This is a genomic window from Idiomarina rhizosphaerae (assembly GCF_024159085.1).
GTDB lineage: Bacteria > Pseudomonadota > Gammaproteobacteria > Enterobacterales > Alteromonadaceae > Idiomarina > Idiomarina rhizosphaerae.
In genome coordinates this window covers 212951-228764 of sequence record NZ_JAMZDE010000006.1, presented here as the reverse complement: position 1 = coordinate 228764, position 15814 = coordinate 212951, and the positions used below count along the sequence as shown (strand labels likewise).

Annotated in this window: 14 protein-coding genes and 1 other RNA gene; 9 read left to right on the top strand and 6 right to left on the bottom strand. The window is 49.4% G+C overall.

Going from position 1 to position 15814, the window contains the following annotated elements; genetic code table 11:
- Nucleotides 1–48 precede the first annotated feature (48 nt).
- Genes NJR55_RS06760 through phoU form a run of 4 tightly spaced genes read left to right on the top strand, consistent with a single transcriptional unit; the run spans nucleotide 49 to nucleotide 5587 of the window.
- The gene (locus tag NJR55_RS06760; protein ID WP_253618981.1) at nucleotides 49–2313 is read left to right on the top strand and encodes an ABC transporter permease subunit; all 2265 of its coding nucleotides are present in this window, start codon (nucleotides 49–51) and stop codon (nucleotides 2311–2313) included.
- Between the two features lie 23 nt (nucleotides 2314–2336).
- Entirely contained in the window at nucleotides 2337–3992 is a 1656-nt protein-coding gene (pstA, locus tag NJR55_RS06755) for a phosphate ABC transporter permease PstA (protein ID WP_253618979.1), read from the top strand.
- Nucleotides 3993–4038: 46 nt separating this feature from the next.
- Nucleotides 4039–4857 carry a phosphate ABC transporter ATP-binding protein PstB gene (pstB, locus tag NJR55_RS06750; RefSeq protein WP_253618977.1) on the top strand — a complete coding sequence of 273 codons (819 nt, stop codon included), beginning with the start codon at nucleotides 4039–4041 and terminating at the stop codon, nucleotides 4855–4857.
- Nucleotides 4858–4867: 10 nt separating this feature from the next.
- On the top strand, nucleotides 4868–5587 hold the full coding sequence (gene phoU, locus NJR55_RS06745) for a phosphate signaling complex protein PhoU (protein ID WP_253618975.1): 720 nt from the start codon (nucleotides 4868–4870) through the stop codon (nucleotides 5585–5587).
- Here the strand turns inward: phoU and serA are convergent.
- The 3 genes from serA to NJR55_RS06730 form a co-directional block, all read right to left on the bottom strand.
- Nucleotides 5584–6810: a phosphoglycerate dehydrogenase gene (gene serA, locus NJR55_RS06740; protein WP_253618973.1), complete on the bottom strand. Its 1227-nt coding sequence runs from the start codon at nucleotides 6808–6810 to the stop codon at nucleotides 5584–5586. The two genes, phoU and serA, sit on opposite strands and share 4 nt — an antisense overlap.
- The gene (rpiA, locus tag NJR55_RS06735; RefSeq protein WP_253618971.1) at nucleotides 6810–7481 is read right to left on the bottom strand and encodes a ribose-5-phosphate isomerase RpiA; all 672 of its coding nucleotides are present in this window, start codon (nucleotides 7479–7481) and stop codon (nucleotides 6810–6812) included. The genes serA and rpiA overlap by 1 nt, the downstream gene beginning before the upstream one ends.
- 73 nt (nucleotides 7482–7554) lie before the next feature.
- Nucleotides 7555–8142: a 5-formyltetrahydrofolate cyclo-ligase gene (locus tag NJR55_RS06730; protein WP_253618963.1), complete on the bottom strand. Its 588-nt coding sequence runs from the start codon at nucleotides 8140–8142 to the stop codon at nucleotides 7555–7557.
- A gap of 50 nt (nucleotides 8143–8192) precedes the next feature.
- Between NJR55_RS06730 and NJR55_RS06725 the strand changes: the two genes are divergently transcribed.
- Nucleotides 8193–9764, top strand: a complete 1572-nt coding sequence (locus tag NJR55_RS06725; RefSeq protein WP_253618961.1) for an amidohydrolase family protein — start codon at nucleotides 8193–8195, stop codon at nucleotides 9762–9764.
- Nucleotides 9765–9767: 3 nt separating this feature from the next.
- Here the strand turns inward: NJR55_RS06725 and ssrS are convergent.
- Both ssrS and zapA read right to left on the bottom strand, forming a co-directional pair.
- Nucleotides 9768–9952, bottom strand: a non-coding RNA gene (ssrS, locus tag NJR55_RS06720) — 6S RNA.
- Nucleotides 9953–9987: 35 nt separating this feature from the next.
- Nucleotides 9988–10299 carry a cell division protein ZapA gene (gene zapA / locus NJR55_RS06715; RefSeq protein WP_011235328.1) on the bottom strand — a complete coding sequence of 104 codons (312 nt, stop codon included), beginning with the start codon at nucleotides 10297–10299 and terminating at the stop codon, nucleotides 9988–9990.
- A 133-nt stretch (nucleotides 10300–10432) separates the two neighbouring features.
- Here zapA and NJR55_RS06710 point away from each other — a divergent pair, with 133 nt between their 5' ends.
- From NJR55_RS06710 to NJR55_RS06695, 4 genes are read left to right on the top strand one after another with little or no spacing between them, the layout of a single operon-like run.
- On the top strand, nucleotides 10433–10999 hold the full coding sequence (locus NJR55_RS06710) for a UPF0149 family protein (protein WP_253618958.1): 567 nt from the start codon (nucleotides 10433–10435) through the stop codon (nucleotides 10997–10999).
- Between the two features lie 23 nt (nucleotides 11000–11022).
- Nucleotides 11023–12345 (top strand): Xaa-Pro aminopeptidase, encoded by a 1323-nt coding sequence (pepP, locus tag NJR55_RS06705; RefSeq protein WP_253618956.1) that lies wholly within the window; start codon nucleotides 11023–11025, stop codon nucleotides 12343–12345.
- Entirely contained in the window at nucleotides 12327–13493 is a 1167-nt protein-coding gene (gene ubiH / locus NJR55_RS06700) for a 2-octaprenyl-6-methoxyphenyl hydroxylase (RefSeq protein WP_253618954.1), read from the top strand. Before pepP ends, ubiH begins: the two co-directional genes overlap by 19 nt.
- Complete coding sequence (locus NJR55_RS06695) at nucleotides 13490–14668, top strand: FAD-dependent oxidoreductase (protein WP_253618952.1); 1179 nt, start codon at nucleotides 13490–13492, stop codon at nucleotides 14666–14668. Before ubiH ends, NJR55_RS06695 begins: the two co-directional genes overlap by 4 nt.
- 171 nt (nucleotides 14669–14839) lie before the next feature.
- Here NJR55_RS06695 and NJR55_RS06690 read toward each other — a convergent pair whose 3' ends face one another.
- On the bottom strand, nucleotides 14840–15682 hold the full coding sequence (locus NJR55_RS06690; protein ID WP_034822298.1) for a LysR family transcriptional regulator: 843 nt from the start codon (nucleotides 15680–15682) through the stop codon (nucleotides 14840–14842).
- Between the last annotated feature and the right edge of the window lie 132 nt (nucleotides 15683–15814).

Genomic DNA, 15814 nt, shown 5'->3' with positions numbered 1-15814 from the left:
AACTGTCTGCAGACTTTTAGTAACGCGTATTCAAACTTGAGGTTTCTGATGGCATCACTGTCAGCTCAACAACTAGCCGCTAATCGGGGCCGATTATTTAAAGATCGTGCCGCACGCTATGGTGTCACTTTAGGTGGCATTATGGTGTTGGTAGCGCTGTTGCTTATCTTTTTCTATCTGCTTTATGTTGTTCAGCCTATTTTCGAATCGGTTTCCTTAAAAGAGGAACAGAGCTTTTCTTTGCCAAACAGTGATGATGTAGAAGCACTTGGCATGGAAGAGCAGGCCGAAATTGGCTACCGTCTAATGAAATCGGGAAAATTTGAGTTCTTTGCGCTGGCCGATAAATCTATCGTTAAGCGCAAGGCCGGCGATATCATCGACTCAAAAGAAGTGGTTTCTGATGACAAAATAACGAGTTTTGCCAGCACTCTGCCGGTCAACAAGCAGTACGCATACGGTCTGAACGATGGTACGGCGATGGTGGTTCAGCCTAAATTTAAAGTGTCTTTTGCTGAAGACCCTCAAACAGGCGCACTTGAGCGCACTATAACGCCGCGTGTAGAGGTATTGAATAATGGCGAACCATTAGTTGTCGATGAAAGTGGTCAGGCTCTAGAAAAGCTGGCTTACGAGAGCGATGGTGACACCATGATGTTTGCTGCTGTGCAGGGCGGTAATAACCTGCTTATTACCAAATACGCAGCAGAAGAAAACTTTATGACGGGTGAAACGACATTAAAGCCGGTTTTTCATAAAGTGACTCTAAACGGTACTATCGATGACTTAATTGTCACGCCGGACTTACGTCAGGTTATGGCACGTCGCGGTAACCGAATTCACGTATTCGATGTCGGAATTTCAGGCCAGGTGACTGAGCGTGAATTAATGCTGGTTAATGCGCGTGAGCAGGGTAATGCCACGGGCCTCTATTTACTAGCCGGGGCAAGTTCTATATTGGTGACTCATGATACCGGGCTGGTAACACAGTGGTTCCAGGTAGCGACAGATGAAGGTCGACAATATCAATATATTCGCTCATTTGATGCCGGCTCGCCAGTTAAAGATATTGAAGTTGAATACTATCGACGTACTTTCTACACCGTTTCAGAAAACGGACAGCTGGGCATATTCTATACGACATCAGAGGCGGATCTGTATCGGGGAAATCCTCTTGAGACCGGTGTAGAGCATGTCATGGTCGACCCACGTGCCAACTACCTCATTATGCAAAGTGGTAATCGCTTCAGTGTGTTTGATATTAAGAACGAACATCCTGAGGTAACCTGGAGTGCTATGTGGCAGGAAGTCTGGTACGAAGGTTACCCAGAGCCTGACTACACCTGGCAGTCGACCTCTGGTTCCGATGACTTCGAGTCTAAATACAGTTTGGTACCCATTGCTTTTGGTACCATCAAGGCAGCAGCGTATGCAATGTTGTTTGCTGTGCCTATTGGTTTGGCAGCGGCTGTTTACACGGCGTACTTTATGTCTCCGTCGGTGCGTAAATACGTCAAGCCGACCGTTGAAATTATGGAAGCCTTACCGACGGTTATTCTCGGCTTTTTGGCGGGTCTTTGGCTGGCACCGATAATCGAGAGGTATCTTCCGGGTCTGATAGCCGTTTTGCTGCTGGTGCCGGCAGCGATAATACTGACGGCATTCTTATGGTCGAGGTTACCCTCCCATATTCGTAACACCGTTACCGACGGACGTGCGGCTTTACTGCTAATACCTGTGGTGTTGCTGGTTGGCTGGTTCTCTTTCGGCCTTAGTCCATGGGTTGAGGAAGTTCTGTTTGACGGTAACGTGCGTGGCTATTTAACCAATGAACTGGGCATAACCTTTGACCAGCGTAACTCCCTGGTTGTTGGTATTGCGATGGGCTTTGCGGTTATCCCGACCATTTTCTCAATTGCGGAAGACGCCGTGTTCAGTGTACCGAAACATTTATCTAACGGTTCGCTAGCGCTGGGCGCTACACCATGGCAAACCTTAACTAAAGTGGTTCTGCTAACAGCCAGTCCGGGTATATTCTCAGCGGTCATGATGGGATTGGGACGTGCCGTAGGCGAGACAATGATAGTACTGATGGCAACCGGTAATACGCCAATTATGGACTGGAACATCTTCGAAGGTATGCGCACCTTATCTGCCAACATTGCGGTCGAGATGCCGGAGTCTGAGGTTGGTAGCTCGCACTACCGAATCTTGTTCCTGGCGGCTTTCGTGCTGTTCATATTTACCTTCTTCTTTAACACCATTGCTGAATTTGTCCGTCAACGCTTGCGTGACAAATACAGCTCGATGTAATTCCGGAACAGAGGTTTATAGCAATGAATAAATGGTTTAAATCCGGAAAGCCCTGGATCTGGTTAACCGCCGGTTCGGTCAGTGTCAGCCTGATAGCTGTTGTCGGGCTGGTGCTTATGATTGGCTGGCGCGGGCTGTCATTTTTCTGGCCTTCAGCTATTCACGAAATGTCTATTGAACAGGCTGATGGCTCAACGCGCACGTTAATTGGCGAAATCTATGAAAGCGAGTCGGTGCCAACTTCACGAGTGAGTGACGCCGGCACTATCATGGACGGCTATGAGGGCGAGAAGGTTACTCGTTACTTAATGAAAATTGGTAACCGTGAGTATGTGCCTCTCGATTTTGCCTGGGTATTAGGGCCAGCGATTCGTGCCGACGAAACGCCAGCTGGCCTTGCCGTTATTGAACGAACCAAAGATGGTAACTTCTATGGCTATCCCGTTGCGATTGAGCAGCAGGGGGAGCGAGTTGCGACACAAGGCAACTTGCGAGAAGAGCTGTTTCAACGCATGGAACGGGCGGTAGAGCTTAATGAAAAAGCTATGGCGCTGCAGGAAGGCGAAATTGGTGCTATTAACTATGAGTTAACGCAATTAAACCTCCAGCGCCGTGGCCTTGAGCTTAGCGGCAGCCTGACTGAAGAAGCGATAAACGATATTGAACAGCGTCGTGAACAATTGCAGAGTCAGTATCTGGAGTATGAGAAAGAGCTGTTTGCACTTCGTGATAAAGCGGGACGCGACTCTTTGATCATGCGCGATATGCGCGGTGAGGAAATCAAGGTGCCGATGTATCAGGTGCTGGATGTGAACTTCCCTAACGACATGGGCTTTTTTGCCAAGCTGGGTCACTTCTTCCAGCAAATTGGCAAATTTGTGTCAGAGCCACCACGCGAAGCAAATACCGAAGGTGGGGTGTTCCCTGCGATTTTCGGTACCGTATTTATGGTGCTGTTGATGTCAATTATTGTCGCTCCGTTTGGCGTTATTGCGGCAGTCTATTTACATGAATATGCGGGCAAAAATGCGGTTACTAAATTAATTCGTATTGCTGTCATTAACCTCGCCGGTGTACCGTCGATTGTTTACGGCGTATTTGGTTTAGGCTTCTTTGTTTATATGGTGGGTGGCAGTCTCGATCAAATTTTCTACCCGGAGGCCTTACCTAATCCTACTTTTGGTACGCCGGGTGTTTTGTGGTCTGCTGTTACTCTGGCTATATTGACGTTGCCCGTGGTGATTGTCGCGACCGAGGAAGGGCTTTCGCGCATCCCACCGACGTTACGTGAAGGCAGTTTGTCTTTGGGGGCAACGAAGTGGGAAACTATTTGGCGTATTGTTCTGCCCATGGCGTCACCGGCTATTATGACCGGTTTGATCCTGGCAGTTGCCCGTGCAGCGGGTGAAGTCGCTCCGCTGATGCTGGTGGGTGTGGTTAAGTCTGCACCTATGCTGCCGGTGGACGGAAACTTCCCTTACTTCCATCTGGATAGAAAATTCATGCACCTGGGTTTCCACATTTACGATGTTGGTTTCCAGAGTCCAAACGTTGAAGCGGCCAGGCCGTTGGTTTACGCCACCTCTTTCTTACTGATTACCATTATTGTCGGTTTGAACTTAACAGCCATTGGCGTGCGTAACCACTTACGTGAAAAATACCGCTCACTTGAGCACTAAAGTTGAGCATGAAAGTTTTGATGAATTAGCGAAAAGGTCTGAACTTATGATTTCGGTAAATCCGAGTACAAGCAACTTAGAAAAGCTGGACTTACACAACTTGCCAGCAGAACAGACTGCTTTAGATATTAAAAACCTGGATCTTTACTACGGTGAAGATCAGGCGTTGTATGACATTTCTATGCGCATTCCGAATAACCGCGTAACGGCGTTTATCGGACCATCGGGTTGTGGTAAGTCAACGCTTCTGCGCTGCATTAACCGCATGAACGACTTGGTTGAAATTTGTCGTATTGAAGGCCAGATTGATATGCACGGCCACAATATTTACGACAAGAATGTCGATGTTGCTGCTCTGCGTCGTCGTGTCGGTATGGTGTTTCAGCGCCCGAACCCGTTCCCTAAGTCTATTTATGAGAATGTGGTTTATGGTCTACGCTTACAGGGTGTAAAAGACAAACGTGTGCTGGATGAAGCGGTAGAAACATCATTGCGCGGCGCGGCCTTATGGGACGAGGTAAAAGACCGGTTAAACGCCAGTGCGTTCAGCTTGTCGGGTGGTCAGCAGCAACGTCTGGTTATTGCGCGTTCTATTGCCATTGAGCCGGAAATTCTGTTGCTGGACGAACCAACATCCGCTTTGGATCCTATTTCGACTTTGACCATTGAAGAGTTGATTAGCGATCTGAAAGAAAAATACACCGTGGTAATTGTTACGCATAACATGCAGCAGGCTGCGCGTGTCTCAGACCAGACAGCATTTTTGTATATGGGTAAACTGATTGAGTACGCCGATACTGATACTCTGTTTACGACCCCGTCTGAGAAGCAAACAGAAGATTATATTACCGGTCGTTACGGTTAAGGAGAGTGTCATGGATAAGATGAATATGAATAAGCACATTTCCGGCAAGTTCAACGAAGAACTTGAGGCTGTGCGTAACCGTGTATTGAGCATGGGTGGCTTAGTTGAAAAACAGCTGCAGGATGCGCTGCTGGCAATTCAGAAAGGCGACGCCGAGTTGGCCGAAAAAGTGCTGAGCAGTGACCACAAAGTCAATAAGCTGGAAGTGCAGATTGACGAAGAGTGCGTACATATTATTGCTAAGCGTCAGCCCGCTGCCAGTGACCTGCGTCTGGTTATTGCGATTATTAAAACCATTGCTGATTTAGAGCGTATTGGCGATGAAGCGGAACGCATTGCTAAGGTCGCAAAAGAAAGCTTTAACAACGATCAGCAACAGCTGTTGGTGAGTCTGGAAAACCTCGGACAGCAAGTGTTGAGCATGTTGCATAAAGTTCTGGATGCTTTCGCGCGCATGGATCTTGAATCGGCTTACGACGTGCATCAGCAGGACGAACAGGCGGACCGTCAATATGAAGCGCTGACACGCCAGCTTATGACTTACATGATGGAAGATTCTCGTTCTATTCCAAAAATTATGAATGTTCTGTGGTCTGCACGTTCTTTAGAGCGTATTGGCGACCGTTGTCAGAACATTGCCGAGTACATTATCTTCTTTGTGAAAGGCAAAGACGTGCGCCATGTCTCACCAGAGAGCATGGAACGCACGGTTATGGGTAAAAAAGACTAGAATAAGCGCCGGGCACGAATTGTGCCCGGAATGTCTTTCAGTTGCTGCAATACATCGGCACCGTTATCGCTGTCGATATCCATCACTACATAGCCAACTTTCTCATCCGTTTGTAAGTACTGACCTACCACGTTAATTTCGTTGTCACTAATAATGCGGTTAATGGCGTTTAGCATACCCGGCTGGTTTTTATGAATATGCAGCAGGCGCTGTGCCGTTGCGTGTGTCGGCAGGCTAACTTCAGGGAAGTTCACTGCAGACAGCGTTGAGCCGTTATCGGAATAGCGCACCAGTTTGCCGGCCACTTCAACGCCAATGTTTTCCTGAGCTTCTAAGGTTGAGCCGCCAATGTGGGGGGTTAACAGGCAGTTTTTCAGGCCGCGCAAAGGCGACAGAAACTCATCGCTGTTGCCTTTGGGTTCAACCGGGAACACATCAATAGCAGCGCCGGCCAGGTGCCGTGACGACAAGGCTTCGGCAAGAGCGTCTATGTCTACAACCGTTCCGCGCGAAGCGTTAATCAGCAGGCTGCCAGGCTTCATCCGCTCAATTTGGCGACGGCCTATCATCCATTGAGTCTGCTCGGTTTCCGGCACATGCAGAGTGACGATGTCAGCCTGCGCCAGTAAGTCGTCCAACGTGGGAACGGACTGAGCATTGCCCATGGGCAGTTTGTCTTCCACGTCAAAGTAACGAATGTGCATGCCCAGTTGCTCGGCCAATACGCTGAGCTGACTGCCAATATGACCATAGCCGACGATACCCAGTATTTTTCCGCGAGCCTCGTAGGACTGCTTTGCTGACTTCAGCCAGCCGCCTTCGTGGGCTACGGCATTTTTTTCCGGAATGCCGCGCAACAACATAATAATTTCGGCTAAAACCAGCTCAGCAACACTGCGGGTATTTGAAAATGGCGCATTAAAAACAATAACACCGTGCTTTTTCGCCGCTTCTAAATCAACCTGATTGGTACCGATACAGAAGCAACCCACGGCAATGAGCTTTTCGGCAGCGGCAAACACTCGGTCATTTAACTGGCTGCGTGAGCGTATGCCCAGAATATGGGCGTCTTTAATTTTTTCGCACAGCTCGTCTTCATTCAACGACGTCTGCAGAATTTCCAGGTTATGGTAGCCATGATGCCGAAACAGCTGAATAGCGCTTTCATGAACACCTTCCAGCAACAAAACTTTGATTTTATCTTTTGCCAGTGATATCTGCATTAGCCACGTACCTTCAGGGTTTGTACTCCGTCTTCACGAGCAATTAAAGCGATATCAGCGCCGCGCTGGGCAAACAATCCGTTAGTGACCACGCCGACAATGTTATTCAGCTCAGCTTCAAGTTTCATTGGCTCCATAATATCGAAGTTATGCACGTCGAGGATCCAGTTGCCGTTGTCGGTGGTAAAACCCTGACGCCATACCGGGTCGCCGCCCAGTTTCACAATTTCACGGGCAACGTAAGAGCGCGCCATAGGAATAACTTCAACCGGCACCGGGAATTGACCCAGGCGGCCAACCATTTTGCTTTCATCTGCAACGCAAACAAACTTTCTCGCCACGGCGGCAATAATTTTCTCGCGGGTTAATGCGCCACCGCCGCCTTTAATCATTTGGCCGTGCTCAGTAATTTCGTCAGCACCGTCTACGTATATGGGCACCTCCACAACTGAGTTAAGCTCAAGCACTTCAATGCCGTGCGACTTCAGGCGCTCGGTTGAGGCTTCAGAACTGGATACTGCGCCTTCTATGTCATGCTTTCGTTCGGCCAGAGCATCGATAAAAAAGTTTACCGTTGAGCCAGTGCCGACTCCGACCACAGTGCCGTCTTCAATGTATTGCATAGCAGCTTCTGCCGCCGCTTTTTTGAGTGCATCAGCGTTGCCTGACATGAGCGTTTTTCTCCGTTTGTTTTTTATACGCCAGTATAAGGAATTTGTTGGTTTTTATCGACGTTTCTTTGCTTCAGAAACGCCAGTGTTTTGCCGGTGTTATCACTTCTGGTAATGGAATGTCCCAGCTCTCGACAGGAATGTGCTCAACCTGTTGCTGGTTATAACTTAACCCGATAGGAAATAAATTCGGTCTGTTGCCATTATGCCACTGAGCCAGGGTTCGGTCGTAATAACCGCCACCCATGCCTATACGGTTTCCCCGGCTATCAAAACCCACCAATGGCATAAGCAGTACCTGAATGTCAGATAGCGGTACTACATTCTGTACGTTTAATTCAGGCTCCTGAATACCGTACTTGTTGAGCGTCATTGGGGTATCAGGAGTATAGCGTAAAAACAGCAAATGACCTTTAGCAAAAGGATGAAGTACCGGCAAAACGGCGTTAACCCCCAGTTGCCACAGCTTTTCAATAACCGGAGCGGTTGGCAGTTCACCATCAAAACTCTTATATACGGCCACTGTGGTTTGCTCTGGTTGCAGGTGACTTAAACGCTGTAGCAGCCTATTGGCAACTTCGTGCGCCGCCATTTGTTGCTTTTCGGCGGGTAAATTGCGGCGAATCTGCTGTAACTTGCGTCTAAGGTTCTGTCGAGTCATGCTAGAGTCTGCTTTTAGAAAAACGCTGAAGAATGGTCTGAGGATAACCGATGAAAACAATAAAAACGATAGCTTTAGCCATGGTCGCCATGGCCTTTACGGTTGCAGCCTATGCTGTGCAAGCGCCACCTAAAGCCCCGGAACGTGACCGCGGTGAAGGTCCATACGAACGCCTTATTTTACGTGGCGGCACATTAATTAACGGTGAAGGTGCGCCGCCCTTTGGGCCGGTAGATATCGTTATTGAGAATGACCGCATTGTCGATATTGTCAGCGTGGGTAACCCAGGCGTGCCAATTAAGCCGGAAGGGCGGCCTGAAGCGGGCGCTAACGACAAAGAGCTGGATGTGAGCGGACAATATATTTTACCGGGCTTTGTCGATATGCACGCCCATATCGGCGGTTCCGCAAAAGGTATTCCTGCAGAATATGTGTTGAAGTTGTGGTTGGCGCACGGTATTACCACCATTCGCGAACCGGGCAGCTTTAACGGTCTGGACTGGGTTCAGTGGCATGAAGAACGCGCTGCGGACAACCGCATTACGTCGCCGCGAATTATTCCCTACGTTGGTTTCGGACAAGGCTGGGATAAACCCATTTATAATGGCGAACAGGCGCGCGAGTGGGTTCGCTATATAAAAGACCAGGGCGCAAAAGGCATTAAGTTTTTCGGTGCTTCGCGTAAGGTTATGGAAGCGGCGCTGGACGAAGCCAACAAGCAGGGCTTAGGCACTATGATGCATCACGCGCAACTGAATGTGATGTCAATGAGCGCACTGGATTCGGCGCGCCTGGGCCTAACTTCAATGGAGCACTGGTATGGTTTGCCGGAGGCTTTGTTTGAAGAGCAGCGCGTGCAGGATTACCCGGCAGATTATAATTACAACAACGAGCAGAACCGTTTTGAAGAAGCGGGGCGTTTATGGAAGCAGGCGGCAGAGCCGGGCTCTGAAAAATGGAACGCGGTGCGTGACGAACTCATTGAACTGGATTTTACCATTAACCCCACCTTAACCATTTACGAAGCCTCGCGTGACTTAATGCGTGAGCGCCAGGCCATATGGCACGACGAATACACGTTGCCCCGGTTATGGGACTTTTTTGAGCCCAGCCGCTATGCGCACGGTTCGTATTGGTTTGACTGGACCACCGATAACGAAATTGCGTGGAAAAAGAACTACCAGAAATGGATGGCCTTTTTGAAGGACTTCCATGAAAACAGTGGTCGTATTACCACCGGCTCGGATTCAGGGTACATCTACAAAATTTACGGTTTTGGTTACATTCGCGAGCTGGAGTTACTGCGCGAAGCTGGCCTGAACGCTCTGGAAGTGGTTCATGCCGCTAGCCTGGCAGGTGCCGAAGCACTGAATATGGAAGACGACATTGGTTCGGTGGCAATTGGCAAGAAGGCCGATATGGTCATTGTGAATGAAAACCCGATGGATAACTTTAAAGTGCTGTATGGCACCGGGCATTTCAAACTGGATGATAATAACCAGCCAATGCGCACTGAAGGCATTCAGTACACCATTAAAGACGGTATTATTTTCGATGCTCAGCAACTGTTGCGGGACGTTAAAGCCATTGTTGCTGAGGAAAAGGCGGATCGCGAAAAATAAGGGTGGCTTCCCAAGGTGCCGCTGCTGGCTGTAGCCCTTGAACCCATTGGTTCAAGGCGGGGAGCAAATGGTATCTGCCGTAGGCTTCCCGGTTCAAGCCGGGCTTGCTCATGGCAGGCCAGTGATCCCCTTTTAATACAAGCATCGGCTCAGGGACATAAGCCTGCTGGCAAACACCCCAGGAAACCGCAAAAGGGTTTACATTGTTGCTTTAGGTTAACCGTTAACGGTTACGTTGTGAGCGTTGCTCACTCATAGCCTGTTCAATGGTTGCCTGAAGCAACTGAATTTTCTCTTCCAGCTTAGCAGTTTTTGCAGATTGTTCATTTTGATCCTGAATCCATTCATGACACAAATTCAGGGCTGTCATTACTGCTATCTGTTCCACATTGGTCAGTTGGGTCCGTTCCTTGGTTTCTTCAAGCCTTTCATTAAGCGCATCTGCCGCTTGCTGTAACGCACTCTCCTGCCCAATAGGACAAGCGACCTTGTAGTTACGTTCCAGCAATTTTATATCCATGGTTTTTGCGGTCATTCAAAGACTCCTTGCAACTGACTCAACAGCGTTGATAACGGCATTATGGCATGAGCTACCGGTGTTTGTCAGCTAGCGATTACGTAAAGCCAGTGTTAGGATTAGGGCAAGATTAACCAAAGGCAGAATGTGAATGTCGACACGTTTTAATTATGACCGTTTAGTTGAGCTTTACGCACAATACGATATGACGCCAAGTGCGTCGGAAGTGCAGGGCATGTTAACCGGGCTAATAGCCACCGGTAGCGACGCCAAAAGCAATGAATTAATGATTTTAATGTCAGATTTGGCATACGACGGACAGGGCTTGCCCGTTGAGCTGGAGAACTTGCTGCAACAGCAGGCCGAAGAAATTGAGCACTCGCTGGGCGACGAAGATTTAGGCTACCGCTTGTTGTTACCTGAAGACACAACGCCGTTGTCTGACCGCTTAAACGCGCTGGCTGGCTGGGTTAACGCCTTTTTAGTGGGCTATGGTGTGAACCAGGAAAATATGACCAATTTAAGTGGTGATTTAAAAGAAGCCATTGAAGACATGGTCGAGCTGGCAAAAATAGAATTTACCGACGACGGTGATGAGGAAGAAGAACGAGCCTACACCGAAATTGTCGAGTATCTGCGTATTTCAGCCATGATGTGCTACACCGAGTTAGGCCGAAAAGAACAGCCCGCGAACCAGCCGCCTAAAACTTTACATTAATACTGACGGAGTTGAGGTCGTTGATGAAAGACGTTATTCCGCAGGACGAATTTAACCAGCGCCGGCAGCAGTTACTGCAATTGTTGCCGACTAATTCACTGGCACTGGTTGCCGCCAGCAGTGAAGTTACCCGTAGCAACGATACCGAGTTTCCGTTTCGGCAAAACAGCGACTTTTTCTACTTAACCGGTTTTAATGAACCGGACGCTGTGTTGCTGCTGATCAACGACAGCAACCCACGCAGTGTTTTATTCTGTCAGGACAAAGACCCAAAGCACGAAGTCTGGCACGGGTTGCGTCTGGGTTATGAAAATGCCGTTGAAGCCTTAGCTGTCGATAGCGCAGAAGACCTCGATACCTTGCCCGAACGCTTACCCGAATTGTTGCAGGGCATAGAATCGGTTTTTTACCCTATGGGTGAAGATTCAATACTGGCCGAGTTAGTCAGCGAAGCTCGTGACGAAGTGAGTGTTAAAGCCAGACGAAGCGGCAAACTGGCGCCTCAGAGCTTGTCTGACTTGAGGCCTAACCTGGATGCCATGCGTTTAATTAAGTCCGCAGCAGAAATTGCGGTAATGAAAGAAGCGGCACGCATTAGCACGCAGGCCTTTCGTCGCATTATGCGTTTTGTCGAAGACGGTAAGCACGAGTATCAGGTAGCGGCGGAGTTGCATCACGAGTTTGCTATGAACGGCGCTTTGCATCCGGCCTATGGCATTATTAGCGGCGGCGGTGCAAATGCCTGCATTTTGCATTACACCGACAACCGCGACGTTCTGCGCAACGGCGATTTACTGCTGGTGGATGCCGGGGCGGAATACCAGGGTTATGCAGCAGACATTACCCGCACCTTCCCGGTGAATGGAAAGTTCAGTGAGCCACAGAGCATACTTTACAATTTAGTGCTGAAAGCTCAGCAAGCCGCCTTTGCCGAAATAAAACCCGACAGTAATCTGGTTAATGCGAGCGAAGCCGCAGCGCGGGTCATTAGCGATGGCCTGACAGAGCTTGGTATTTTAACCGGTGATGCCGAAGAGAATTTTAAAGAACAGCGCTGGAAAACCTATTTTATTCATGGATTAGGCCACTGGCTGGGTCTGGACGTTCACGATGTGGGTCGTTATCGCAACAGTGAAGGCGAGCCGGTTTCCTTTAAACCCGGCATGGTGCTGACGGTAGAGCCGGGCATTTATATTCCGGAAGACGCCGAGGTTGACGAAAAGTGGCGCGGCATAGGCATTCGTATAGAAGATGACCTGGTAGTAACAGCCGATGGCTTTGACAACATGACCGCGGGCGTACCAAAAACCATTGAAGAGATTGAAGAATGGATGAAAAGCCAGTAACTCAGGCTGATGTGGTTATAGCCGGAGGCAGCTTAGTGGGTGCCTTAACAGGCTTAATGCTGGCGCAGCAACGACCGGACTGGCGTATTGTGGTGTGTGAACCACGCGCCGAAGGCCCGCCTGCCGACAAACGTATTATTGCGCTGGCAGCTGCCTCAGCAAAGCGGTTACAAAGCCTTGGTGCGCTCGATGGCATTGATACTACCCCAATAAAACACATTCATATTTCTGATCGTGGTTTTTCCGGCGCTGCCGAATTACACGCGGAACATGAAAGAGTTGAGGCGCTGGGGCGCGTGGTTTCAGCTGCAGAGCTGGTCAATAACCTATACCTGAGTTGCCAGAAACAGCCTAATTTAAACTGGTTGTCCGGTGTGCGACTGGAGTTACTGGAACAGCAGCAGGATCAGGTTGAACTCACTCTGGATAACGCGCAGAAATTACAGACTAAATTGCTGATTGGCGCCGACGGCCAGAACTCGTTAGTGCGCGAGCAGCTTGAATTAAAATCCGATACCTACGACTACGGTCAGTTTGGCTGTATTGCCACCTTAGACATGAAACAGCCCTTAGATGGCTGGGCTTTTGAGCGTTTTACCGAAGCTGGACCCATTGCTTTGTTGCCCATGCAGAATTCGCAGGCCTCATTGGTGTGGAGCTTTACTGAAAAACAACGTGAAGCCGCCGAACAATGGTCAGATACCGAATTTCTACACCGTTGTCAGCAGGCCTTTGGCTACCGTGCAGGCTTATTTACCGGGGTATCGAAGCGGGTTTTTTATCCGCTCATTTTACGCCGAGCTAAACGCTCAACCCATCATCGCAGTGTTATTATTGGTAATGCCTCGCATGCCTTACACCCCATAGCCGGGCAGGGGTTTAACCTGGGCCTGCGGGATACCGAAGTGTTGTGTGAAGTACTGGCAACAACCGATGACCCCGGTAATTTCCGCGTTTTACAAGGCTACGAGCAGAACCGCGAACGCGACTATCAGGCCATTATTAAGTTGACCGACGGTCTGGTGCGTGGTTTCTCAAACCATTATTTACCCACTGTTGTGGGCCGTAACAGTGCGCTGATGTTACTGCAGCATTGCTCGCCGCTGAAATCCGCCTTTGCACGCTTAACCATGGGGATGCAACCATGACCATGAAACGCAAAAAGTTAGATGTTGTGATTGTTGGTGGCGGCATGATTGGCCTGAGTCTGGCGATACGTCTGGCTCAACAGAACCGCCGAGTGATGGTGCTGGAAAGACATTCGCAGCCTGAACTTTCTGACGAGCTGGCTTTACGGGTGAGCGCATTGAATGATCGCAGTCGCAGCGTATTAAAAGACTGCGGTGCCTGGCCTTTAGTGCAGGAACACCGAAGCGGCCCCTACCAGAGCATGCAAGTGTGGGATAAAGACAGCCCGGCGCATATTGAGTTTTCCGCAAAGGAAATTAACGCCGCAGATTTAGGCGCTATTGTTGAAAACAACGTGGTGGAGCATTTTTTGTGGCAATGTGCTGAGCAGGCCGGTGTTGAGATTTTACAGACGCAGGAGTGGACAATGGTTCACGGCGGCGACGGTTCTCACCCCGCAGAAATAGAAGTTGGTGAGTGGTTACTGTCAGCTGATCTAATAATTGGAGCCGACGGTGGTCGTTCGAAAGTGCGTCAGTATGCTGAATTACCAATTTCTTTCTGGGACTACGGTCAGCAAGGCATTGTGGCGAACATTCGCACGGAACAACCGCATAATGGCGTGGCTCGTCAGGTGTTTTTGCCTACCGGGCCGCTGGCGCTTTTACCAACGCCTGACTCTCATACGGTTTCTATTGTCTGGTCTGCCGATGAAGATCTTGCCAGAAACTTGCTTAATGAGACACCGGAGCGCTTTGCAAAACAGGTGGAAACAGAGTCGGGGCGGGTATTAGGCGGTTGCGAGTGTGTCTCTGATATCAAAGCCTTCCCGCTTAGAATGCAGTATGCCCGCCAATGGTATCAGTATCGTATTGTTTTGGCTGGTGACGCGGCTCACACCATTCACCCGCTGGCCGGGCAGGGCGCCAACTTAGGTTTTGGTGACGTGAAAGCCTTAACCGAGAAAATTGAGGGTGCGGATTTATCCTCGCTGGCGCAATTGCACCGCTCTTTGAGTGCGTATCAGCGGGAGCGCAAAGCCGACGCTCAGCTCATGATAGCCGCAATGGAAACGTTCAAACGCGGTTTCGGCACAGCAAACCCAGTAATTAAAGGCCTACGCGCCCTGGCTTTCGCACTGCCAAGCAAACTCACCTTTCTCAAAAGGAAGCTTGCAGCGATAGCGTTAGGCTGATGCAACGGTCGTAGCCTGACGTTCACGTCAGGTGAGATATCGAACCCACCACCATCGCTTTATTATTCAAACGGCTCATCTGATCATTTAAACATCCCACCTGATGCAATAGCATCAGGCTACCCGACATCCGACCCATATGTAGCCTGACGTTCACGTCAGGTGAAATGTTCAAATTCTCGCTTTCAGATAATCCGCCAATTGAGACGCTGCACTTGAAGCGCCACCTGCCAGGCGCATAATGACGTTGACTGAGCCCGGGGCTGGTAATTTCTTTCCATTGGCAAGCGCATCAATGACCGAAACACTATCTGGTACCGTGCTGCGGGCCAGCACGGTTATTCCCAAACTGCTGTGTAGTGCGGCGGTAAGCCCTGAGAAGTCGGTGTTGGTGTAGGTAATTCTGTAGGGCTGGTGTATCCGTTGCAGACTCTGTTCGGCACGGCGGCGGTAAATGCATCCTTCTGGAGCCACAACCAAAGGCAAGCTGGCTTGTTCAACCAATGCGGGGGAGCCCACCCAAACCAGCTCTTCGCGCTGAATCAAAACATCGCTTTTATTGGTCTGTTCGCGCAGTGCCAGAATAATATCGAATTGCTGTCCTAGTCCGGACAGTAAGTCTTTACTCAACGCGGAAGTCACCTGCAGCGTAACCTGCGGGTAAACTTGAGCAAACTGCCCCAGCACTTTAGGTAACAAACTGGAAGCGAATTCACTGGTAATACCCAGCCGCACTTTACCGCTAACCTGTTGCGGTTCGAACTGCGCCCAGGCCTGATCATTCAGCGCCAACATTCGCTGGGCGTAGTCAAATAACACGTCACCGTCGGCGGTAAGAGCAAAGCCGCTGCCCTGACGCGTTAGCAGTTCAACGCCCAGTTGCTGCTCCAGCTTTTTAAGCTGCAAACTAATAGCTGGCTGAGAACGACCCATGCGTTCGCCGGCAAGTGTCATACTACCCAGCTCAATCACCGCACTAAAACTGCGTAAGGCTTCTAAGGATAAATGTTTCATTGGTTCGCTTTATAAAGTCATTACTGGGTATTTGAAAAATTAATACCATTATAAGCATTATTGATTTTAAGTTTAAACGAATCACGCCTATAATTTGCGCCCATACACACGCACATAAAGTGAACAGAAAAG